General features: G+C 71.6%; 21 protein-coding genes. 11 read left to right on the forward strand and 10 right to left on the reverse strand.

What is annotated here, in order from left to right; all coding sequences use genetic code 11:
* Positions 1 to 162: 162 nt before the first annotated feature.
* Complete coding sequence (locus tag AB0M30_RS30615; RefSeq protein WP_364590626.1) at positions 163 to 990, reverse strand: NAD(P)H-binding protein; 828 nt, start codon at positions 988 to 990, stop codon at positions 163 to 165.
* A gap of 62 nt (positions 991 to 1,052) precedes the next feature.
* On the opposite strand from AB0M30_RS30615, the gene AB0M30_RS30620 reads away from it, so the two are divergent.
* On the forward strand, positions 1,053 to 1,451 hold the full coding sequence (locus tag AB0M30_RS30620; RefSeq protein WP_364590629.1) for a helix-turn-helix domain-containing protein: 399 nt from the start codon (positions 1,053 to 1,055) through the stop codon (positions 1,449 to 1,451).
* A gap of 110 nt (positions 1,452 to 1,561) precedes the next feature.
* On the opposite strand, the gene AB0M30_RS30625 is transcribed toward AB0M30_RS30620, so the two are convergent.
* From AB0M30_RS30625 to AB0M30_RS30635, 3 genes are read right to left on the reverse strand one after another with little or no spacing between them, the layout of a single operon-like run.
* Entirely contained in the window at positions 1,562 to 2,191 is a 630-nt protein-coding gene (locus tag AB0M30_RS30625) for a response regulator transcription factor (RefSeq protein WP_364590632.1), read from the reverse strand.
* Positions 2,188 to 3,387 (reverse strand): sensor histidine kinase, encoded by a 1,200-nt coding sequence (locus tag AB0M30_RS30630; RefSeq protein ID WP_364590635.1) that lies wholly within the window; start codon positions 3,385 to 3,387, stop codon positions 2,188 to 2,190. Before AB0M30_RS30630 ends, AB0M30_RS30625 begins: the two co-directional genes overlap by 4 nt.
* A gap of 18 nt (positions 3,388 to 3,405) precedes the next feature.
* Positions 3,406 to 4,311 (reverse strand): ABC transporter ATP-binding protein, encoded by a 906-nt coding sequence (locus AB0M30_RS30635; RefSeq protein ID WP_364590638.1) that lies wholly within the window; start codon positions 4,309 to 4,311, stop codon positions 3,406 to 3,408.
* A gap of 244 nt (positions 4,312 to 4,555) precedes the next feature.
* Here AB0M30_RS30635 and AB0M30_RS30640 point away from each other — a divergent pair, with 244 nt between their 5' ends.
* A complete protein-coding gene (locus AB0M30_RS30640; protein ID WP_364590641.1) occupies positions 4,556 to 6,529 on the forward strand; it encodes a hypothetical protein in 1,974 nt (657 codons plus the stop codon).
* A 29-nt stretch (positions 6,530 to 6,558) separates the two neighbouring features.
* Positions 6,559 to 8,100 (forward strand): hypothetical protein, encoded by a 1,542-nt coding sequence (locus tag AB0M30_RS30645; RefSeq protein WP_364590644.1) that lies wholly within the window; start codon positions 6,559 to 6,561, stop codon positions 8,098 to 8,100.
* A 180-nt stretch (positions 8,101 to 8,280) separates the two neighbouring features.
* On the opposite strand, the gene AB0M30_RS30650 is transcribed toward AB0M30_RS30645, so the two are convergent.
* Complete coding sequence (locus AB0M30_RS30650; protein ID WP_364590990.1) at positions 8,281 to 11,193, reverse strand: BTAD domain-containing putative transcriptional regulator; 2,913 nt, start codon at positions 11,191 to 11,193, stop codon at positions 8,281 to 8,283.
* A 198-nt stretch (positions 11,194 to 11,391) separates the two neighbouring features.
* Between AB0M30_RS30650 and AB0M30_RS30655 the strand changes: the two genes are divergently transcribed.
* From AB0M30_RS30655 to AB0M30_RS30665, 3 genes are all read left to right on the forward strand, one after another.
* Entirely contained in the window at positions 11,392 to 11,856 is a 465-nt protein-coding gene (locus AB0M30_RS30655; RefSeq protein ID WP_364590647.1) for a peptidoglycan-binding domain-containing protein, read from the forward strand.
* Between the two features lie 346 nt (positions 11,857 to 12,202).
* Positions 12,203 to 12,370, forward strand: coding sequence for a hypothetical protein (locus tag AB0M30_RS30660; RefSeq protein ID WP_364590993.1), 168 nt, complete (start codon positions 12,203 to 12,205; stop codon positions 12,368 to 12,370).
* A gap of 39 nt (positions 12,371 to 12,409) precedes the next feature.
* Positions 12,410 to 12,688, forward strand: a complete 279-nt coding sequence (locus tag AB0M30_RS30665; RefSeq protein WP_364590650.1) for a molybdopterin cofactor-binding domain-containing protein — start codon at positions 12,410 to 12,412, stop codon at positions 12,686 to 12,688.
* Here AB0M30_RS30665 and AB0M30_RS30670 read toward each other — a convergent pair.
* Both AB0M30_RS30670 and AB0M30_RS30675 read right to left on the reverse strand, forming a co-directional pair.
* The gene (locus tag AB0M30_RS30670; protein WP_364590653.1) at positions 12,657 to 13,373 is read right to left on the reverse strand and encodes a hypothetical protein; all 717 of its coding nucleotides are present in this window, start codon (positions 13,371 to 13,373) and stop codon (positions 12,657 to 12,659) included. The two genes, AB0M30_RS30665 and AB0M30_RS30670, sit on opposite strands and share 32 nt — an antisense overlap.
* A 140-nt stretch (positions 13,374 to 13,513) precedes the next feature.
* A complete protein-coding gene (locus AB0M30_RS30675; RefSeq protein ID WP_364590656.1) occupies positions 13,514 to 15,403 on the reverse strand; it encodes a glycosyltransferase family 39 protein in 1,890 nt (629 codons plus the stop codon).
* 172 nt (positions 15,404 to 15,575) lie between these two features.
* Between AB0M30_RS30675 and AB0M30_RS30680 the strand changes: the two genes are divergently transcribed.
* Both AB0M30_RS30680 and AB0M30_RS30685 read left to right on the forward strand, forming a co-directional pair.
* Positions 15,576 to 16,346 (forward strand): polysaccharide deacetylase family protein, encoded by a 771-nt coding sequence (locus AB0M30_RS30680; RefSeq protein ID WP_364590659.1) that lies wholly within the window; start codon positions 15,576 to 15,578, stop codon positions 16,344 to 16,346.
* A gap of 4 nt (positions 16,347 to 16,350) precedes the next feature.
* On the forward strand, positions 16,351 to 17,544 hold the full coding sequence (locus AB0M30_RS30685) for a beta-propeller fold lactonase family protein (RefSeq protein WP_364590662.1): 1,194 nt from the start codon (positions 16,351 to 16,353) through the stop codon (positions 17,542 to 17,544).
* Here the strand turns inward: AB0M30_RS30685 and AB0M30_RS30690 are convergent.
* Positions 17,534 to 18,268 carry a hypothetical protein gene (locus tag AB0M30_RS30690; RefSeq protein ID WP_364590665.1) on the reverse strand — a complete coding sequence of 245 codons (735 nt, stop codon included), beginning with the start codon at positions 18,266 to 18,268 and terminating at the stop codon, positions 17,534 to 17,536. The two genes, AB0M30_RS30685 and AB0M30_RS30690, sit on opposite strands and share 11 nt — an antisense overlap.
* A 279-nt stretch (positions 18,269 to 18,547) precedes the next feature.
* A complete protein-coding gene (locus tag AB0M30_RS30695; RefSeq protein WP_364590668.1) occupies positions 18,548 to 19,018 on the reverse strand; it encodes a cupin domain-containing protein in 471 nt (156 codons plus the stop codon).
* A 165-nt stretch (positions 19,019 to 19,183) separates the two neighbouring features.
* Between AB0M30_RS30695 and AB0M30_RS30700 the strand changes: the two genes are divergently transcribed.
* Complete coding sequence (locus AB0M30_RS30700; protein WP_364590671.1) at positions 19,184 to 19,783, forward strand: helix-turn-helix domain-containing protein; 600 nt, start codon at positions 19,184 to 19,186, stop codon at positions 19,781 to 19,783.
* A gap of 283 nt (positions 19,784 to 20,066) precedes the next feature.
* Here AB0M30_RS30700 and AB0M30_RS30705 read toward each other — a convergent pair whose 3' ends face one another.
* A complete protein-coding gene (locus AB0M30_RS30705) occupies positions 20,067 to 20,453 on the reverse strand; it encodes a helix-turn-helix domain-containing protein (RefSeq protein ID WP_364590674.1) in 387 nt (128 codons plus the stop codon).
* Between AB0M30_RS30705 and AB0M30_RS30710 the strand changes: the two genes are divergently transcribed.
* Both AB0M30_RS30710 and AB0M30_RS30715 read left to right on the forward strand, forming a co-directional pair.
* Positions 20,344 to 20,817 carry a LuxR C-terminal-related transcriptional regulator gene (locus tag AB0M30_RS30710; RefSeq protein WP_364590677.1) on the forward strand — a complete coding sequence of 158 codons (474 nt, stop codon included), beginning with the start codon at positions 20,344 to 20,346 and terminating at the stop codon, positions 20,815 to 20,817. The genes AB0M30_RS30705 and AB0M30_RS30710 overlap by 110 nt on opposite strands.
* A gap of 65 nt (positions 20,818 to 20,882) precedes the next feature.
* Positions 20,883 to 21,122: hypothetical protein (locus AB0M30_RS30715; RefSeq protein ID WP_364590680.1), on the forward strand; the 240-nt coding region annotated here is incomplete at its 3' end.

A 21,122-nucleotide genomic window follows, 5' to 3' on the forward strand; every position in this document is an offset into this window, starting at 1 on the left:
GAAGTACTGTGACAGCGGCCCGGTCCCCGAGCGCCCCAATGTGGCCTTGGTTGCGTTCAACGCACCCAAGGCGGCCTTCGGTGCGTTCAACGCACCGAAGGCCACATTGGGGCGCTCTTCCCGGACGTCAAACAACTTGCGACGCGCGACACTAGTGCCACCTCAGCGGAAGTCGTTCGCGTGGTCTTCGGCCCACTGCGCGAACGTGTGGGCAGCACGGCCGGTCACGTCCGCGACGACCGTCGATACCCGCGGCGGCGCGGTGGCTCCGGCCTGCCAGGCCGCCAAGATCGCGTCGACACCGATGGGCGGCATGGTCTTGCCGAGTTCGGCGCGTGCCTGTTCGACCGAGATCGGCTCGAGGGTGATCTCGCGACCGACGGCCGCGCCGATGTGCCGTACCTGCTGCCGCAGGGACAGCGACTCGGGGCCCCACACGGGGTAGGCGTGGCCGCGGTGGCCCGGCTGGGTCAGCGCGGCCACCGCGAGCGCCGCCAGGTCCTTCTCGTGAATGGGCGCCGTCTGCGCGTCCGGGTAGGGCACCCGGACGGTGCCCTCTTCACGGATCGAGGTCCGCCACCACCACAGGGTGTTGGTGGCGAACATCCCCGGCCGGATGAATGTCCACGCCAGACTGGAGTTCTCGAGCGCGGACTCGACGGCTATGTGGGCCCGGGCGATGGGATTGTGCACGGCATCCGGGTGGAGGACGGCCCCGGACGACAGAAGGACCACGTGTTCCACCCCGGCGGACTCGGCCGCCGTCACAAAGCCGTCGATCCCTTCCGGCTTGGCGTAGAGGAATACGCGTTGCGCGCCGTCGAGAACGGCAGGCAGGGTTTCCGGGCTCTCCAGATCGGCCGTGACGGCTTCCGCTCCCGCCGGGAGCGGCTTCCGGCTCGTCAACCGAACCTTCTCGCCCGCCGAGCTCATACCCGCCGCGACATGGCGACCGACATTGCCGCTCGCTCCAAAGATCACTGTGACCATGGCCGGAGAGTAGATCTGCGGCTTACTGATCGTAAGTACCTACCTTCAGGTAAGCTCCGGAGATGAAGGTAGGTTCCCAGCCCGCGCCGGACGCATGGCAGGGCATGAGTGACGCGTTCAACAGCGACTGCCCGGCACGCGAGGTGCTCGAGCACATCACCGGCCGCTGGGGCATGTTGATCTTGGCGGCACTGGGAGAGGGACCACGGCGCTTCTCCGGACTGCACGCGACGATCGGGGGGATCAGCGAGAAGATGCTGTCGCAAACACTGCGCACCCTGGTGCGGGACGGGCTTGTCACGCGCACTGTGGAGCCCACCACCCCGCCGCGGGTCAGCTACGAACTCACGCCACTCGGCCGCGGACTCACCACCTCACTGGAACCGTTTCTGGGCTGGATCCGGCAGCACACCATCGACGTCGTCACCGCCCAGCGCCGCCACGACCGGCAGCACGGATGAGCTCACCGACAAAAACACGGCGATCGGCGCGTCAACGGCTTGCACTGACCCCTTTCACCCCCGAACCGGAACGTGAAGTCAGTGCGCAGCTGCGGTGAGCCGAGCGACCGTCAATCCTCAGTCTTCAGGTAGCCGAGGGAGAACGCGGCGGCCACGGCGGCTGCCCGGTCGTTGACGCCCAGCTTCGCGTAGACGTGCAGCAGGTGCGTCTTGACCGTCGTCTCGCTGATGTAGAGCCGCTTCGCCGCCTCGCGGTTCGTCGAGCCTCGGGCGATCAGCTCCAGCACTTCCAGCTCGCGCCGGGACAGCAGGGCCGGGGTGGGTTTGCGCACCTGGCCCAAGAGCCTCGTCGCGACGGTGGGAGAGAGCACCGCCTGGCCGCGTGCGGCAGCCTCCACCGCGCGGACGAGCTCCGCCCTCGGCGCCTCCTTGAGCAAGTAGCCGGTGGCGCCGGCTTCGATGGCCGGCAGCACGTGGCTGTCGGTGTCGTACGTGGTGAGCACCAGCACCCGGGCCGGCACCCCGCGCTTCGCCAGCTCCTTGATGGCGGCGACCCCGTCGGTCCCGGGCATCCGCAGGTCCATGAGGATCACGTCGGGGCGGAGGCGCTCCGCGGCCGAGACCGCTTCCGCACCGTCACCGGCTTCGCCGACCACCTCGAAGCGCGGATCGGCGCCGAACATGCCGCGCAGCCCGTCCCGCACCACCGGGTGGTCGTCGACGATCAGCAGTGAGATCAACTCTCGCTCCCGGCGGGGATCGCCGGCACCGTCACGGTGATCGCGGTGCCCCCGCCCGGCTCGGACTCGATGTCCAGCCGCCCGGCGAGGAGCTGCACCCGCCGGCGCATACCGGTGAGCCCGAAGCCCCCGTCCGCGGAGATGCCGCCGCGCTCGGCGCCGGGCCGGAAGCCCACTCCGTCGTCCAGCACGTCCAGCGTCACCAGGTCCTCCATGTACGACAGGGTCAGGGAAACCCGACCGGCTCGGGCGTGCTTGGCGACGTTGGCGAGCGCCTCCTGCGCGGTCCGCAGCAGGGCCACCTCGACGTCGGTGTGCATCGGCCGGACGTCGCCGGTCGTGGTCAGCATCGCTTCGACGCGGTTCACCTTCGACCAGCGCTCGGCCACGTCGCCGATCGCGTCGGGGAGGCGGGCTTCCGCCAGCGCGGACGGTCCCACCGCGTGCACCGTCCGGCGGGCCTCGGTGAGGCTCTCGCGAGCCAGGTCCATCGCGTTCCCCATGTGCCGGCGCGACACCGCCGGTGCGTGCGACGCCTGCTCGGCGGCCTGGAGCTGGGTGAGGATGCCGGCCAGCCCCTGCGCCAGGGTGTCGTGGATCTCCCGCGCCATCCGCTGCCGCTCTTCGAGCACGCCGGCCTCGCGGGCCTGCGCCAGCAGCTGAGCGTGCAGGCCCGCGTTCTCCGCCAGTGCGGTCTCCAGTTCGACGTTGGCCTTGTGCAGCTCGACCAGCGCCCGCTTCTGCCGGTGGTTGCGCCGGTCGGACATCACATCGGCGTGGAAGGCCACCGTGGCCATCACCGTGGTGAGCGCGCTGACGGCGGGCCACTTCCACCACTCGCCGGCCGCGATGTCGGCGGCCCCGCCCACGTAGGAGATCGCCGAGACCACGGACGTGGCGGTCACGCCGGCGTACCGCCACCGGCCCTTCAGGTACTGGAAGGCGTGCAGGTAGCCGACGAAGGCGAAGAAGCCGAACCAGGGTGTGAGCAGCACCAGGCAGGCGGTCAGCGCCACGAGCCCCGTGTAGTACAGACCCATCAGCGGGCCGTTGCGGTGCGACTCCGGGTGGAACGTGTGGAACCACATGACCCACGCGGTGAGCAGGACCGAGAGCCCGAGCATCTCGGGAAGGTGCGCTTCCCCGTTCCAGAGCGGCTGCAGCAGCAGGGTCATCACGACGCTGACCGCCAGCAACGGACATGGTCTCCCCCTTCATTCCGGCCGGTGGCCGGTCAGGGCCGCGAACGCGTCGTCGAGGCCGGCCTGCTCGACGCGCAGTTCCCCGGCGATCACTCCCAGGCGGGCCAGCAGCGACGTCACCGCGTGGAGCACGTTGCCGTGGCCGCTGACGACGAGTTGCTCGCCGCGCCGCTCGACGCGGCGGACCTCCGGCAGCGCTTCGAGCACGCGGGGGTCCAGCGGCGCCGACGGCCGGAACCGCACGACCTGCTCGTCGGTCACCCCGGCGACCAGCCCGGCCGGCGTGTCGACGGCGACGGCCCGGCCGGCGTCGATGACGGCGATCCGGTCGCAGAGCCGTTCGGCTTCCTCCATGAAGTGGGTGACCAGCACGATCGTCACGCCCTGGGCGCGCACGGTCTCGATGAGGTCCCACGTATCGCGGCGGGCCTGCGGGTCGAGGCCGGTGGTGAGCTCGTCGAGCACCGCCAGCTCCGGGTTCCCGACCAGCGCGAGCGCGATGGACAACCGTTGCTGCTGGCCCCCGGAGAGCTTCTTGTACGCGGTGTTCCGGTGCTCGGCCAAGCCGAGGGTGGCCAGCAGCTCGCCGGGGTCGGCCGGCGTCCGGTAGAACGCGGCGTAGAGGTCGAGCAGCTCGCCGACCCGCAGCTTGTCCTGCAGCCGGCTCTCCTGGAGCTGCACCCCGACGCGCTGGCGCAGCTCGGCGCGGTCGCGGCGCGGGTCGAGCCCCAGCACCGCCAGCCGCCCGCCGTCGGGCACCCGGAGTCCTTCCAGGCACTCCACGGTCGTCGTCTTGCCCGCGCCGTTCGGGCCCAGGATGCCGAAGATCTCCCCGCGCTCGACGTCGAACGAGACGTCGTCGACCGCGACCTTTTCCCCGTACCGCTTGTGGAGGTGCTCGACCTCGATGACCGGCATGCCGCCGTCCCTTCCCGATCCGTTTCCGACAGATCGAGAATCCCGCGGCGCCCCGGTCCGGCGCGTCAGCACAACGGTCCGCATCGCCTCCACCGTCCGGAGGAGGCGGTGGTCGACCGCAGTCCGAAGCCGCCGGGCCGATCGATACACTCGTTCGGACCAATTCCGGCCCGCAGCCGCCGTTTTCCGCGCGCATGCCGGAGTTTTCCTGACTCCGGGCGCGTCAGCTCCTACGCTCGGTCGGGTGGACGGCATCGAGAGTCTCCGGCACGCGATCGAGACGATTCCCATTCCCGGCGCCCCGCCTCGCCTGTCCCGGCAGGGCGCCGCGGTCGGGCTGGCGCTCTTGGACACCTCGCTGCGGCTCAACCACGTGCGCCGGCTGACCGAGCGGCTGACCGTGGTCGAGCACGGGACCGCGCGCCGGAGCACCGAGGTCGACGTCAGCCTCAAGCTGCTCGACGAGGGACAGCGGCAGGCCACCGCGCAGCTGCAGGACCTCATCGGGCGGGAACACGGCGAGCGGGCCGCGTCGCGGCCGGCGCGGCACCGGTCCCTCTGGGTTCCGCTGGCCCGGCTGCCCCGCCGCGACGTCTCCCCCATCGACGTGTTCGACAGCTCAGGCCAGAAACTGCCGCGGCTCACCCAGCACGAGGCGTCCCGGCTGGTCGCCGCGGGGCTCTACCGGCTGCTGCGGGGGATCCTCGCCGGCGACGAGAACGCGCAGACCGCCAAGCACGAGCTGAACACCTTCCTCTTCCAGGTGCACGAGCCGCGCTGGCTGATCCAGCAGGCGCTGTTGACGCTGCTCACCGAGCGGAACCACCCGGAAGAGGAGTTCACGCTGGCGCCGGCCGGCGGTACGGTGCCCGGCTACGGCCGGCAATGCCGGGAGCTGGCGCTGGACGTCCTCTCCGGCTGTTCCGACCTCCTCGTCGAATACGCGTACCTGCTGAACGTCGCCGTCCGCGACTACATGCTCGTGGTGGCGCTGGACGACTCGGTCGAGGAACACCGGCTCAGCTACGAAACCCCGCTGCGCGTCGACGCGCGCCAGTCCGTCGCGAACGAGCAGTGGCGGCGGCTGGCCGCCAGCCGCCGCGGCTATGTCGTGAGCTACGAGACCATGATCCCGGCCACGCTGAAGTCCTACCACCTGGTGGCGCGGACCGCGCCGGAAGCCGAGATCTCCCGGATGTACCTGTCCACCGACGCCGACCAGCACCAGGTGGACGGCCTGGTCGAAGACCTGCTTTCACTGGCCGAACGGCAGGACGCCGCCCCTCTGCAAGAGGCCGACGGCGCCCGGCACAAGATCCTGGAACTGCAGGCGCAGACCGTGCTGCGCCGGCTGGCGGACCTGGTGCGCCGGCGCAAGTGGGAGGCGGGCCAGTCCGGGGTGGAGCTGTCCCCGCGGAGCCTGCCGGCCTGCCACCTGCTCACCGCCGCGGCCACGACGGGCGAGGCCGTGCGGACGGACTCGGGCGAGCTGGACAACTCCCTCCGGCGGCACCCGGAGTTCACGGCCGCGAACCTGCGCGAGGCCGCCCGCGAGCTGACCGACCGGGAGTTCGGGCAGGACCTCGTCCTGGTCAACGGCATCGCCGAAGACGAGGCGCGGGCGTACTGGCGCCGGTCCGGCGGTCCCGACCCGCGCGGCGACCACATCCGGGTGCGCGCGACGCTCGTGCTCAAGGACTCCACGAAGGCCGGGCCGCTCAACGTGACGTTCTACGCGCTGGCCGTCGCGACGGTCTCCTTCGTGCTCGGGTGGCTGCTGGTCGGCCGTCCGTGGCCGTACGGGCGGGAAGCCACCGAAGCCCTCGGCCACATCGGCGACGGCCAGTCCGTGATCACCATGCTGCTGCTGTTGCCCGGCTTCCTCTACAGCCGCCTGTCGCTGCCGCCACGCCGGACCGTGCTCGGCTACCTCGGCACCCTGCCGCAGGCGCTGGTCCAGCTGAGCATCGCGGCCGTCGCCGGGTTCGCCGCGGCCGTCGCGACGCAGAGCCGGGGCGAGGTCGTGCAGGTCACGCTCACCATCGCGGTGGCACTGCCGGTGCTGGCCGCGCTCGTGCTGTTGAGCCGGGCGTCGTGGCGCGAATCGGCGATCCCGCTGTCGCGCATCGGGGCGCCGCGCTGGGCGGGTGCCGGTGCCTGGGACCGCCGCGAGCCGCTGGACGCCGACGTGCGGTTCGACTCCTCCGGCGGGTGGTGAGGGTGCGCCAGCGGATCTCCGTGCGAAACGTGGCCGACCTGGCGCGGGCCGGCTTCGAGATCGCGCGGCAGCCGGTGACCAAAGTGGACTTCGAGGTGCACCACGCGGCGGCCCGCGCCGGTTACCTGCGCGAGCTCGTGTCCGCGGGCACCGACAGCGCGGTCTTCCTGGAAACGCTGTGTTCGGCCACGAACGGCGCCGGAGTCGTGATCGGCACCCGCACCCGCAAACCCCTCGACGGCACCGAGGTGGTCGAGCGCGTCGACGGCCAGCAGCCGGCGGAGCGCCCGCAGCAGAATGCGGGCAGCTGGGTCTTCCAGCAGACGACCTCGCCCAACCCGACGTTCATCTACGAGTCGGCGCAGACCTTCGAGGGCCTGATCGCCGTCGACCCGGGGGCGCGCGAAGTCTTCGAGTGGCACGGCCTGGCCGTCCGCGACCTGGTGAAGGAGATCTCCGAAGCCGCGTCGTCGCTCATCGACGCGCCCCTGTTGTCGCTGCAGTGCCCGGCGCAGCTGCCGACGATCGTCAAGACCCGCAATCACGACCTGCGCACCCGCAAGGAGGTCGCGCCACCGTGCGCGTCGCTGGCGGTCCGGTTCGCGATCGCGCTGCGGGACGTGTCCGTCGCCGCCCGGTTCGAACTGGCCGACCGGTTCCGCGAGCTGTGCGAGAAGCACGGCTACAGCCTGTGGCTCGCCGACACGCGGCCCGGCCACCGCCAGGGGAACTGGTTCGAGGTCTCCCACGCCGACGGCCAGTTTTCGCCGATGTACCGGGGAGAGCTCCGGTCCCGCCAGCGGATCGGCACGATCCTGCCGCTGACCTTCGTCGGCCCGGCGCGCATCGGCTCCACCCACGCGATCGCCTCCTTCCTGCAGCGCTACACCCAGGTGGGGGTGGTCGGCTGCGCGGGCACGACGCTGTCGGACGTCGCGTTCGTCCACCTGCAGCTGTCGATCCACGGCGTGGCCGCGGACCGGCTGAACCGCATCCTGGGCAAGCTGCTCGGCGAGTCCTCGACGCCGGCCCGGCCGCACAAGCTGCTGCGCGAGCTGTTCAAACGGCTCGGCCTGCCGCCCGACCCCGACGGGCCGGGCTCGGCCGCGCCGGACCCGACCAGCGACTACCAGACGTTCGCCGGCCCCGCGTTCGCCTACCGCCCCTTCCAGATGCCCGACTGCATGGCCGTGTGGGTGTCGTGGGAGATCGCCCGCCAGCACCGGGGCCTCGCGGCGCCGCTGGACTGCCTGTACCGGGCCCTGGCGCAGATCGCGCCCGAAGTGCCCGTGGCGGACACCACGGCGTCGGCGGCCGACCTGGCCACGGTCGAATACCTCATCTGCCGCGCCACCGAGCAGTCGGTGGTCCGGGGCAAAGCGAAGCTGGCCGTGCCCAAATCGGTCCTCCAGCAGTTCTCCTCGGGCGGCATCGAACAGCCCGCGGCGAAGTTGTGCTCGGCGCTGGAAGAGGCGTGGAAAGCGCACGTCGACCAGTCCGAGGTGGACGGTGTGGGCGAGCTGACGGTGGCATGGCGCGAGTCCTGGCTCGGCCACTGGACCTACTCGTGACCGCTCAGGTGGAGTACCGGTAGGTCAGGCACCGCAGCCTGGTCGGCGGCGATCTCGCAGCGGGCCCGGTTGTGGCCCGAGCGCACCGGCCGCGGAGAAGCCGGATCGCGAAGTGCTCAGCGTTCCAGCCGGGTCTCCCGGAGCTTGAGCCGGCGAGCTTGAGGCACGGTATGCCGAGCTTCACGCGTTATCCGTGGTCTTGGCCGCGTCCGACGGCTCGTGGGAATCCCTTGTCGGGCCGAGGGCAGCGAGTTGCCGTTGGACACGCAGAACGTCGGCATCTCGGTTGTGTCCGCGATAAAGCCCGAGAGCGTCCCGCCACACGGCTCCGGCCTCCTCGGGATGGCCGAGGGCGGTGTGGGAGTGACCCAGGCGGTCGAGGGTTTCGGCGATCTCGGTGATGTTGCCCAGGACCCGGTGCAGTGCGAGGGCTTGCCGGTAGTGGTGGATGGCCTCACGGTGGTTGCCGGTGCGGTGCTCAATCAAGCCGAGGCCGTCCAGGGCAGTCGCCTCGCCGGTGAGGTCGCCGTGCTCTCGATGCAGGGCGAGGGCCGCCCGGCAGTGGTTGCGAGCGGTGCCGTAATCCCCCAGCTGAGCGGTATGCCACCCCACTTGGTTGAGTGCGAGAGCTTGCCACGCGGGCTGGTCCAGGACGCGGTAGAGGTCCAGGGCGCGGCGGGCGTGCTTCAGTGCCCGCCGGTGGTCTCCACGGCGTGCCCACATCCGCGCGAGGGTGCTGTGGGTGTGGGCCTGCTGGGTGGGCGCGTGGTGCTGTTCCGCCAGCGCGAGTGCCTGGTGCAGGTGTTCGACGGCCTGCGTGTGTCGCCCGAGTCCTGCGTGGGCAGAGCCGAGGCCCCGGTGGATTCGGGCGAGGACGGCGGGATCGGACAGGTGGTTGCCGGCCTCGGCGGCGATCTGCCACACGGTCAGTTCGTCATGGCGGTGTCCTCGTCGCCAGTGGTAGGTATGCAGGACCCAGGCAAGCCGCCACACGACCTGGTGCCGCCGCTGGGCGGCGGCGGCGCGCTGGGCGGCGGCGGCGCGCTGGGCGGCCAGCAGGTGGCGGTGATGGGCATCCAGCCAGGCCAAGGCCGCCGGCTGGCCGGTCAACGGCTGCGGGCCGGTGCCGGCAGCGGGTGGGTCGAGCCGGATCGGATCGCGGGAGGAGTCCAAGAGCTGATCCGCGGCGTGGGCGGTGTTCAGGTAGAAGTCCACCACCCGCTCCTGTGCCGCTCGCACTTTCGGTTCCGGCAGGCGGTCGCAGGTGCTGACGGCGTAGGCCCGGATCAGGTCGTGCATCGAGTAACGACCGCGCGAGTGCCGAACGAGCAGCGAGTGCCCTTCCAGGGCCTGCAGCGCCTTGCGCGTGTCCGCTTCGGAAAGACCGGTGAGGGCAACCAGGGCCGGCAGGGTGCTGTCAGGACCGGGGGCGATGCCTAGCAGCCCGAACACGGTGCGCTGTTCGCCGGTGAGCCGGCGCAGGGACCAGGACAACACGGCGGGAAGACTGGCGGCAGGGTCGCTCTCGTGGTCGAGCATCCCCAGCCCCAGCTCACGCAGCTCGGCGGCGACCTCGGCCAGCGGAACGCCGCCGGGCCGGGTGGCCGCGGTGCGTGCGGTGATCGACAAGGCCAGCGGATATCCCCCGCACAACCTGACCAGCTCGTCGACGGCGCCAGGCTCGGCGGCGACACGTTCGGCGCCCAGCCGCGCGGTGAGCAAGGCCAGGGATTCGGTGCGGGCAAGGATGTCAAGTTGCAGGTGGCGGGCGCAATGCCGGTCGATCAGCGAAGCGAGCTTGGTGCGGCCGGTGACCAGCACGGTGCAGGACGGCGAGCCGGGCAACACGGGGACCACCTGGTCGGCGGTGGCGGCGTTGTCCAGCACGACCAGCATGCGCTTCCCCGCGACCAGGCTGCGGTACAGCGCCGCTTGTGCGTCCAGGTCCGTCGGGATGCGGCCGGAGTCGACCCCGAGGGCGTCGAGGAACCTGTGCACCGCTGCCTCGGGGGTCATCGGCTCTTGCGTGGGGCTGAACCCGTGCAGGTCCACGAACAGCTGACCGTCGGGGAACTGCCCGGCGTGCTGGTGCGCCCAGGCCAGAGCCAGCCAGGTCTTTCCGATACCGCCGGCCCCGCCGATCGCCGAGATCATCACCGTGGCGGCGCCTCGTGCGGCCGCCCCGGCCCCGCACGGCAGCGGGTCCTGATCCGGTTCGGTGGTCAGCGCCTGGTCCAGGCGGGCCAGTGCGCCGCCGCGGCCGGTGAACCACCGTGGTGGCGCAGGCAACTGCCGGGGCACCGGCAGCCCCGCCTGCGGGGCTGCCGCGCGCGTGGTCGACGTCGAGGGCGGGGTGAGGGCGGGGTCGGCGGCGAGGATGCGCTGATGCAGATCCTGCAGTGCGGTGCCGGGCTCGGTGCCCAGCTGCCCGATCAGCCGGTCGCGCAGGTGCCGGTAGTGGGCCAGCGCGTCGGCGGTGCGTCCGGCGCGGTGCAGGGCCAGCATGAACTGCGCGGCGATGCGTTCGTCCACGTCTTCCTGTTCCGCCAGGGCGAACAGTCCGGGCAGTACCTCGGTGTGCCGGCCGCAGCGCAACGCGACGTCGACATGGTCGAGCCGGGCGGCGATGTGTTCCCGCTCGAGGCCGGTGCGCACCGCAGCCAGCCACGGGGTGTCCAACCCGGCGAACGGCTCACCCCGCCACAGTCCCGTCGCCTCCTCCAGCAGCGTCAGCGCCCGCACGTCGTCTGCGCCGCGTGCCTGCCGCACGAGGTGGCTGAACCGATGCAGGTCCACCGCCCGAGGATCCACCTCCAGCACGTACCCGCCGCCCCGCCGCACGACCGCGACGTCACCCGCCAGCACCCGCCGAAGCCGCGACACGTAGTTGCTCGCCACCTGCCGTGCCTTGGAGGGCAACCGGTCCGCCCACGTGCGCTCCAGCAGCTGCTCCATCGTGACGACCCGGTTCGCCTCCACCAGCAGGACCGCGAGTACGCACCGCTGCCGCGCGTGACCGATTTCCACCACCCGGCCGTCGACCCGCAGCTCGACCTGCCCGAGCACGCGCAGCTCTGTCCCCACTACGCCCACCTCCCCCGCACCCGTTACTACTCCGCTGGCACACCGTCTTGCGACCGCTGACCAGGCGATTGCCATAACGCGGTGAAGCCACGGCGACTCCGGAGTCCACCGTCTCCACCAGGTCGGCATCACTGAGCCGATCGCGGAGCAGAAACCAACGGTCTTGGCGAACGAATCGTCCAGGCAACCAAGAGAGGGAGAAACGTGATGCGAACTGCGCGCAACGCGCTGGTGATCTTGGCGATGCTCGCCGCGGTGTGGCCGGCACTGGCCGCTCCGGCACAAGCGAGCGGCACCGCGAACCACACCGAGGGCCGGACCGCACTGAACCAGGCGTCGTCCGCGCTCGAGTCGGGCCGCGACGCGGGCTTTCGCGAGGCCGGCTGTCCGCGGGGGCCGTCGACCTACGACATCGGCATCGGTGCCACCGGCACCGCCGTCCGGGAGGTGCAGTGCCTGCTGAACGCGACGCTTTCCTACAGCGCCTACCCCTACATCCCGGTGAACGGGAGCTACGACTCGTTCACGGCAGGCGGGGTCCAGGTTTTCCAGACCTGCGCCAACTACCGGCACGCCGGGATCGGGGTCGACGGGCGCGTCGGGCCGCAGACGCTTCCGCACCTGCGCTGGTGGGGCCAGCACACCCACGACACCGGCGAAGTGATGTGCTGAGGGCGCGGGCCTGACGAAACCCGCCCGGGAAGGCGCAGGGAGGCGCCGGACCGGGCGGGCTCGCCGCGGTCGCCTACCGCCGCATCTACCGCGGCGCAACGCTGCGCGTGATCGGTGCTCGTCGGCCGGATCGCCGGGATCGTTCCGCGAGCTCCCGCCCCGATTTCACCGCGAGCCGGCGCACTCCGCCACCGTGCCGGGACGCGGTCTCCGGATAGCGGTCAGTTCGTGAGTCGTCCAGCCTCCAGCTCGGTCTCAGTGGAGTTGGTGGGCGGCGGTGTACTGCTCGTCGGTGTCGGGTTCGAGCCAGGTGGTGCCGTCGCCATTGGGGCTGCCGTTCGACGCGGTGCGGGTCGAGTACGGCGACGCCACCCTGCCGGTGAGCCCGGGTGCCGGCGGATCCATGCAGACGGCGAGTATCGCCAACAGCCTGCTGTCCGCGTGCGAGAAGCTGAAGCGAGAGCTGGACAAGCTGGCGAAACGCTCGGGTTCGGCCGGGTGGCCGGGCAGCTGAAGTTCGCGGCGAAGTTTCCTGCGCGACCAGCGGCGCTGGATGAAGGCCGCCTGCGGGGCCCAGTTCTGCGAGGTTCGCGTCGATCCGGACACCGGCGAAGTCCGGGTGTCGCGCTGGACCGCGGTGTTCGACGTCGGCCGGGTGATCAACGCGAAGACCGCGTCGAGCCAGCTGCGCGGCGGGATCGTGATGGGCATCGGCATGGCACTGGCCGACGATGCCGCTCGGCCTGATCGGTGTCCGGGAACCGGGAGTCGCGCCGCCAGCCTGGAGCCTGGAGCCGGCGCTACTTCAGCACGCTCACCGCGCGGGCGATGACCAGCAGCGACGTCAGCAGCGCCGCGACGCTCTGCACCGCCATCAGCACCTTCGCCCGCGACGACAGCGGCATCGTGTCGGTGGGGCTGAACGCCGTCGAATTGGTCACCGAAACGTACAAATAGTCCACCAGGGTCGGCACCCAGTCGGACTTGACGCTGGAACCCTCGGCGACTTCCTCGACGGTGTCGGCGTTCTCGTCCTGGGAAAACCGGAAGTCCGCCAGGGGCAGGTCGGCGCGGCCGGCCTGGGTGCGCTTGACCGGGCCGCCGCGGTCCAGCTCCCAGTAGGCCAGGCCGAACGCGATCACGTTCGTCAGCCACACCTGCAGCGCACCCAGCAGCAGGTCCTGCCCGCTGTCGGCCGCGCCGGCGACCAGGTCGTGGATCAGCAGCCCCAGCGCCCCCAGGTTGGTGACGCCGATGACCACGACGAGCGCCAGGGACACCACCCGGGAAAACCGCGTCTGCCGGGTGACGCGCCGCGGGTTGATCGCGATCAGCGGCACCAGCAGCACCATCTCCAGCGCGGGCACCACGAACCGGGGAAAGACGAGCAGCTGTTCGGGCAGGGCCAGGTAAAGCGCGATGGCCACGACGGTCGCGACGGCAGCCGGCAGGCGTGCCTCACCGCGGCGCTGGTGGCGAGGGTGACGGGTGCGGGCCACGGACCGGTCGGCTGGCATGACTGTGGCGGCTCCTCGGGAACGGCCGTTGACCGGCCCTTGTTCATCGGGCCGAGAGCCTAGCGCCTGCCTGACGACCGGTGCGGGCGGTGGTCGGTTCGCGGACCACAAAGGACGGGGACGAACTACCCTCGCCGAGGTCACGGCCTGCCGCCGCAGTCGAACAGCACACCGGCGGTGGCCGCGTCCGGGCCGATCCGCGCGGGCGGCACCGGCCGGCAGTGCTTCGCCTCCCACCTGACCCGCCCGGTCAGTTCCCCCGCGTCGGCCGCCGCCGCGGTGGTCCGCCCCGCCCCGGCGCGGCCGATGTCGACGAACACCTGCGGCAGCAGCACGAACCGCACCTTCCCGGCCGCGACCCACCGCGAGAGCTCCGCGGCCGGCGGCGCCGGGTCGAAGCCGAGGTAACCGCCGAGCGGTGCGACGCGCGCCTCGGTGTTCAGCAGGAACGGGTCCGCGCCGTACGTGCCGCCCTCGACGGCCAGGGTGACTTCGGCGGACGACGCCTGCGCGAACGCGAGCACCTGGCGCTGACCGGGGCTGAGGCGGTACGCGCTCTCGATGAACCGGACGTACCCGTCCGCGGCGCCCGCACCCGTGCCGACGCTGAAGACGGTGTGCAGCGCGGCCGCCGACAGCGGCCCGGCGGCCGGGTCGGCGCTCTCCAGGACGCTCCCCGGCCGCACCGCGGTGCCGGCGACGAAGGCCGCGGGTCCGGCCACGACGGCGGCCAGCCCGATCGCGGCCGCGACGCGGTCAGCCCGCACCAGCGCCGCGACGACGGCGAGCAACGCCAGGACCAGCACCGTGTACCGCAGCCACGGCAGCCAGTCCGGCGTCCGGTCGAGCAAGACGTAGGCGAGCACCGCCGTCCCCGCCACCGCGGCCGGCAGGACGAACCGGGCCCGGCCGCGCGACCAGCTCGAGGCCGTGACCAGCCCCGCGGCGGCGAGTGCCGCGATGGCCGGGGCCAGCTCGGCGGTGTAGTACGCGTGGAAGATGCCGCCGGTGAAGGAGAAGACCACGGCCCCGACGACCAGCCAGCCACCCCAGAGCGCCCAGCCCGCCTTCGTCCGCGGCGTGGCTCCGCGAGCGCGGCACGCGGCGACGACCAAGGACACCAGGGCGAGCGGCAGCAGCCAGGCGATCTGCCCGCCGACCTCCGCGTCGAACAGCCGCAGCGGACCCGTGTCGCCGCCGAGCGCCGCGCCGGCCGTGGCGCTGTAGCCGCCGCCGATGCCGGTCGTGCCGCCGAACAGCCGCGTCAGGCCGTTGTAGCCGAAGGCCAGTTGCCACACCGAGCCGTCCGTGGTGCTGCCGACGAACGGCTTGGCGCCGGGCCAGACGGTGACGGCGACGGGCCACGCCAGCGACACGAGAAGCGTCACCGCGCCGGCCACGCCGAGCCACGCGAGCCGCCGGCCGCGTGAGCCGGGCGCCGCGACGAAGTACGCCAACGCGAGACCCGGCAGCACGATCCACGCGGCGAGCATCTTCGTGAGGAAGCCCAGCCCGACGAAGACCCCCGCCCACACCAGCCACCGGGCGTCGTCGATCGCCCGGGTGACGCAGTAGGCGGCGAGCAGCAGCAGGAGCACCAAGAGGGTGTCCGGCAGGTTGTCGCGGTTGATCGCCGCGGTGATCGGTGTCAGCGCGAAGAGCGCCGCGGCGAGCAGCGCGGTCCGCGGGCCCGCCCAGCGGCGCACCACCCGGTGCAGTACGAGCACCGCGGCGACGCCCTCGACCACCTGGACCAGGGCGATCGCCCACGGGTGGAACCCGAAGACGGCCACGCCGAGTGCCTGCGTCCAGAAGGCGAGCGGCGGTTTGTCGACCGTGACGACGCCCGCCGGGTCGAAGCCCGCGAAGAAGAACGCCGTGACGTCGTGCGACATCGAATGCACGGCCGCCGCGTAGTACGGCTGCAGCGGCCGGCTCCCCAAGGCCCAGCCCCACACCACAGCGGCAACGGCCGCGATCACCCCCACCGCGACCCGCTCAGCCCGCCCGGTCCGCACCTCGGCCGTCATCACCATGTCTCCCCCTCCGGTTGCCGACAGGAACGCTAGGACGGCACGCCGCCGAAATCTTCAAGCTCCGGATTGAAGTGACCTCCACCCGCGGGTTGAGCGCGGGACTCTCTCAGCGTCTTCACAGCGGGTTTGCGCCAAGGTCGGCGCCGTCCGTCGTCGAGGAGGTTTTGTGCACGACCCGCTGACCCGGCGCCGCCTGTTCGGGGTGACGCTGGGCGCCGCCGCGCTGGCGGCCTGCTCCGCACCCGGGCAAACCCCGGCTCCGGCCGGTTCCACCCCGCCGCAGGCGGTGCCGCCGCCGTCGAGCACACCCCCACCGTCTCCCTCGCCGCACCCGCAGGGACCGGCCACGGAACTCGTCCGCTCCTCGTCGGGGCGGCCGCAGGTCGCGCTGACGTTCCACGGCGCGGGCGACCCGCAGGTCACCCGCCAGGTGCTGGACGTCGTGCACCAGCACGGCGCCCGGATCACCGTGCTGGCGGTGGGCACCTGGCTCGCCGAGCACCCGGACGCCGCCCGGATGATCCGCGACGGCGGCCACGAACTGGGCAACCACACCTGGAGCCACCCGGCGCTCTCGGGCTACGCGGCGGAGCCGATGTACGCGGAAATCCAGCGCTGCCGCGACAAACTCGCCGAACTCACCGGCTCGCCGGGGAACTTCTTCCGCCAGTCCCAGGGCCAGCACGCCACCCCCGAGGAACTCGCCGAAGCCGGCAAGGCGGGCTACGCCCGGGTGCTGTCCTACGACATCGACTCCCTGGACTGGAAGGACCCCGGGCCGGCCGCCATCCGCGCCGCGGTCGCGAAGGCCCGCGCCGGCAGCGTGGTGAGCATGCACCTCGGGCACCCGGGCACGGTGGCCGCGCTCCCCGGCATCCTGACCGCACTGGCGGACCGCGGCCTCACCCCGGTCACCGCGTCGGACCTGCTGGCGTAAGCGGATGCGCGTCCGGCTGACCGCCGTGGTCCTCAGTCTCGCCCTCGCCGCCGGCTGCTCGCCGGGCACTGGTTCGGACATGTCCGGCATGCCGGGCATGTCCGGCGGCCCGGGCACGTCCGTGCCGCACCTGCCCACTCCGCCCGTCCCGGCGCTGAACCCGCTGCCTGGCATGCCCGCCGTCCCGGACCCGCACGACGTCGACGCGGCGGCGGGCGCCGGGATGCTCTCGCCCGCGGTCGCCGGCGACAAGCCCCTGGTCTACGTGCCGCACAGCGGCTCCGGCGACGTCTGGGTCATCGACCCGGCGACCTTCCGCGTCGTCGCGAAGTACCCGGCGGGCAAGGAACTGCAGCACGTGGTGCCCTCGTGGGACCTGCGCACGCTCTACGCCACGGACGACCGCGGCGACCACGTGCTGCCGTTCGACCCGAAGACCGGGCTGCCGGGCAAGGCGTTCCCGGTGGTGGACCCGTACAACATGTACTTCAGCCCGGACGGGCAGTACGCGATCTCGGTGGCCGAACGGCTGCGCAAGCTGGTCTGGTACGACCCGCGCACCTGGCAGGCCCACGACGAAACCCCGGTGCCGGAGTGCGCGGGCGTCGACCACGCGGACTTCTCCCCCGACGGGCGCACGGCGGTTTTCACGTGCGAGTTCGCCGGCCGCGCCGCGGTGGTCGACGTGGCTTCCCACCACCTGCTGCGGATGATCGACATGCCGCACCGCAACACGAAAATGGGCCCGCAGGACATCAAGCTCGCCCCGGACGGCTCGGTCTACTACATCGCGGACTCCGACGCGAACGGCCTCTGGGTCCTCGACGGCGCGGCGACGAAAGTGCTCCGCTTCATCCCGACCGGCCGCGGCGCGCACGGGCTCTACCTGTCACGGGACGCGAAGCAGCTGTACGTGACCAACCGCCACGAGGGCAGTGTCAGTGTGCTCGACGCCTACACCGGCGCGCCGGTGACGACCTGGCGCATCCCGGGCGGCGGGAGCCCGGACATGGGCAACGTGACCGCCGACGGCACCCAGCTCTGGCTGTCCGGCCGCTACGACCGGGTGGTGTACGTACTGTCCACAAAGGATGGGACGCTGCTGGCGAAGATCCCCGTCGGGAACGAGCCGCACGGCCTGTGCGTCTGGCCGCAGCCGGGCCGGTATTCCCTGGGCCACACCGGCATCACCCGATGAGCGCGGGGTTCGGCTCCGTCCCGGGCCATGTCCGGGGGGCGGGCCCGAACGCGCGTCGGGCGGCTCGGACGGCCAGGGCCGCGACAGTGGCGTTGGCGCCACCGCCGATCACCGCGCCGATACCGAACGGAGCCACCCGGCCAAGCACGATGATTCCCTGCTTGGTGCCGTACTTGGTGATGAAGTTCTTGCCCAGGACGCGGTTGATCTGGTTCAGCGTCGCCATGGGCACTTTGCTGACGAGCTGGTGGGCCCAGTGCTGACCGGTGCGCTCGGCGGCCTTGCCGATGATGGTCGAGGAACCGGACTGGCCGAGCAGGATCCCCATGACGAGCGTCCGCCGGCGTTCGATCTCGTCCAGCCGGACCCCGTGGACCTCGGCGACCGAGAGCACGAACAGGGCGCTCAGTTCGAGCGAAGAGAAGGCCTCACCCGCCGACAACGCCAGCGCGACCCCGGTGCCGACGGCGGGCGCGGCCGCGGTGGCCCCGACCGCGGCCCCGGTGCCCGCCAGAGCGCTGACGAACATCTTCTCCAGGGTGCGCACGACCTCCGCCGGTGTCGCGTCCGGGTTGCGCTGACGGGCCCGGGCGATGTTCCTGCGCACCAGCGGTGCCTGCAAGCCGATGGCCTTGTCCAGCAGCGCAAGGACCGGCTGACCGGGCCCGCTCGACGCCGGCACCGGGCCTTCAACGGCAGCAGACGCCACAGCGAGCTCCTTCACGTCGTCACGTTGTAGCCCAGTCTCGCAGCCGCCCGGCCGGAGCCCATCGACCACCCACGAGGGTAGGCAATGGCGTCCCGTTCGTTCGACGGGGACCGGCCGGCCGGGTCCGGGGCGCGATAGGCGAGCCCGGCGCGCTCGAGCCGCTCGACCACGCCGGTCACCGCGCCCGGGCCGCCGGGCATGAACTCGTCGCCTCTCGAGCACGACCATACGTCCCGGCCGTCGCCGCGACGCCGGCCGGCAGAGCGTCCGGTTCCGGCAACTACCTCCGCTCGCTCACTTGGTCCACTTCTTGGCCCAGCCCGTGTCGGCGCTCGCCGACCAGAAGTTGTCCATCAGCTGCGCCGCGTCACGAGGCTCGAACCCGAGATCCTCCGGCGGCAGTTCGCGGCGCTCCGCGGGAGTGCCCAGCCCCATGATGACCTGCTCGAAGCCGGCCGGCGTGTAGCCGTTGAACACGTGCGCGGCGCTCGTCGTCGTGAAGCTGTGCACCGTTCCCCGCGGAATCCACACCGAGTCACCCGCCGTCGCCCGCATCGGCGGCTTGTCCTCGACGCGGAATTCGATGGAGCCTTCGAGGATGTTGAACCATTCGTCGATCGGGTGAACGTGCGGCGGCGGACCGCCATCCGACGGCATCCACTGCTCCATCACCGAAAACGCTCCCCCGGTCTGCTCGCCATCCGCCAAGACGACCCAGAGGACACCGAACGCCCAGTACGCCGGGGCCGTGTCCCTCCCGGTCATGAACGGCACCCCATGAGGCGATGCAGCAACGACAGCGTTCTTCTCTTCGATCACGATCGTGTCCTTTCGCAGTGGAGATCGCTTCATCTCCGATATTGGTACTCAGTACCATAACACACTCCGTTCCGTATGAGCCTGAGATCCGCCAGGGCGTATGATGGCTCGGTGACCCCCGAACAGGCGCCCGACTCCCTCATCCAGCGCAAGCAGTTGCGCGCGCGGCAGCGCATCATCGACGCCGCCGACGAGCTCTTCGCGCTGCACGGGTACGACGCGGTGTCGGTGACCGACATCGCCGCGCGCGCCGAGGTGGGCCGCACGACTTTCTTCCGCTATTTCGGCGACAAGACGGAGGTCGTCTTCGCCAAGGAGCAGGCGCTGCTCGACACGATCGCCCTGGCGGGCGCGGACGACACCGCCGGCGCCGCGCGCGACTGCCGGGAGGCCCTCGAACAGCTGCGCCCGACCGTCCTGCGCCTGTGCGCTCAGGTGGCGGACGACCCCGGCACGTACGAGCGCCACGCCGACTTGGTCGAAAAGCACCTCGAGCTGCGCGCCCGTGACGCGCTCAAGACCCAGCAGCTCGCGTCGAACCTCAGCGAGGTGCTGCGCAGCCGCGGCACCTCGCCGACCATCGCCGTGTTGGCCGCGCAGATCGCGCTCGCCTGCTACGAGACGGCCCGACGTCGGGCCCGTACCGCCGCCGACCTCGTCAGCGAGTCAGGCGCCGCGTTCGACGAGGTCCTGACGCTCGGGTCCGGCTGACCGTCGCAAGCCCCTCCCTGGCGACATCGCGTCCAGCCGCAGGGGCCGCGGCCCGGCCGCCGACTCCGCGTTCTGCTACGCCCTCGGCGTCGATCGCCGGCCCACGCGGAAGGTCACCGGGTTTCCCGCCCGGGCGGGGCGGTCGTCTCGCCGGGGTCGATGCGGCGCAGCAGGTCCTGGAGCTGCCGACGCTGGGCCGCGGTCAGCCGGTTGATCATCTCGACGTCCAGGCGCGGGATGTGCGCTTTGAGCCCGGCACGCAGAGCCGCCTGGCCCGCGTCGGTCAGCGCGACCCGGAACGCGCGGCCGTCCTGCGGTCGCGTTCCCGGCGGATCACGCCCTTGTCTTCCAGGCGGGCGACCAGCTTGGTGGGGCCCGCGGCGCTGTAGCCCATCCGGGCGGCGACCATGCTGGCGTGGGTGCGCGGGCCGGGGAAGCGTGCCAGGCGCAGCAGGAACTCGAACTCGGTGCCGTCCAGGCCGGTGGCGGCGCGGATGTCGGTGTGCGGCAACGTGTTGAGGGCCCGATGCAGGTTGACCACCCGGCCCCACGGCCAGGTGGTGAGCCCCAACCCGGACTTGACCGCACGAGAGATCGAGGTCATCCGGTTGCCGGCGAGCGGCCGCAGCAACCGGGCCATCGCCGAAGCCCTGTTCCTCAGCGAAGCCACGGTGAAACCCACCTCGTGCGCATCTACCGCAAGCTCGGAGCCGGCAACCGCGCGGCGGCCGTCTCCGAAGCCGTCCGGCGGGGCCCGCTGGACCTCACCTGAGCCCCGCGCCGTCGCTCACCTGCGGGCGGTCCGACGACCCGGCTCGATGATCGAACCGGGTCGTCGTGGCATCGCCCTCGTCGCGACCTGGCCGAGCGCCGATGGCGTCACGCTTCAAGGGCGTGTCAGTGCACGGCGTCAGGTGGACGCCAAGGTGACGAGGGTCCACCCGAGGCTGAACCCACCGACCGTTCGCAGGTTGGTGAAGCCGCCGACGTTGCTCACCACACCGGTCACGGCCAAGCCGTCGCCGGCCCGGTAGAACAAAACACGCCCGCCGCCCACCGAAGTGATTTGGGTCCACCCGAGGGAGAACCCGCCAACCCCTTGCAGGCTGGTGAAATTCCCTCCACCGTCCACCGAGCCGGTCACGGCCAGACCATCACTGCTCCGGTAGAACAAGAGGCGGCCGCCGCCCACAGAGGTGATTTGAGTCCAACCAGGACTGAACCCACCCACCGTCTGCAAATTGGTGAAACCACCAGCACCGCTCACCACACCGGTCACAGCCAAGCCATCACCGGCCCGGTAGAACAAAACACGCCCACCACCCACCGAAGTGATATG

Origin of the sequence: Amycolatopsis sp. NPDC051716 (assembly GCF_040681595.1) — a bacterium.
In the GTDB taxonomy this organism is placed as follows: Bacteria; Actinomycetota; Actinomycetes; order Mycobacteriales; family Pseudonocardiaceae; genus Amycolatopsis.

Bases quoted from the DNA above. Each gene is read 5' to 3' on its own strand.
- AB0M30_RS30615 (WP_364590626.1), bottom strand. From the start codon at position 990: ATGGTCACAGTGATCTTTGGAGCGAGCGGCAATGTCGGTCGCCATGTC.
- AB0M30_RS30620 (WP_364590629.1), top strand. From the start codon at position 1,053: ATGAAGGTAGGTTCCCAGCCCGCGCCGGACGCATGGCAGGGCATGAGT.
- AB0M30_RS30635 (WP_364590638.1), bottom strand. From the start codon at position 4,311: ATGCCGGTCATCGAGGTCGAGCACCTCCACAAGCGGTACGGGGAAAAG.
- AB0M30_RS30655 (WP_364590647.1), top strand. From the start codon at position 11,392: ATGCGAACTGCGCGCAACGCGCTGGTGATCTTGGCGATGCTCGCCGCG.
- AB0M30_RS30665 (WP_364590650.1), top strand. From the start codon at position 12,410: ATGAAGGCCGCCTGCGGGGCCCAGTTCTGCGAGGTTCGCGTCGATCCG.
- AB0M30_RS30670 (WP_364590653.1), bottom strand. From the start codon at position 13,373: ATGCCAGCCGACCGGTCCGTGGCCCGCACCCGTCACCCTCGCCACCAG.
- AB0M30_RS30675 (WP_364590656.1), bottom strand. From the start codon at position 15,403: ATGACGGCCGAGGTGCGGACCGGGCGGGCTGAGCGGGTCGCGGTGGGG.
- AB0M30_RS30685 (WP_364590662.1), top strand. From the start codon at position 16,351: ATGCGCGTCCGGCTGACCGCCGTGGTCCTCAGTCTCGCCCTCGCCGCC.
- AB0M30_RS30695 (WP_364590668.1), bottom strand. From the start codon at position 19,018: ATGACCGGGAGGGACACGGCCCCGGCGTACTGGGCGTTCGGTGTCCTC.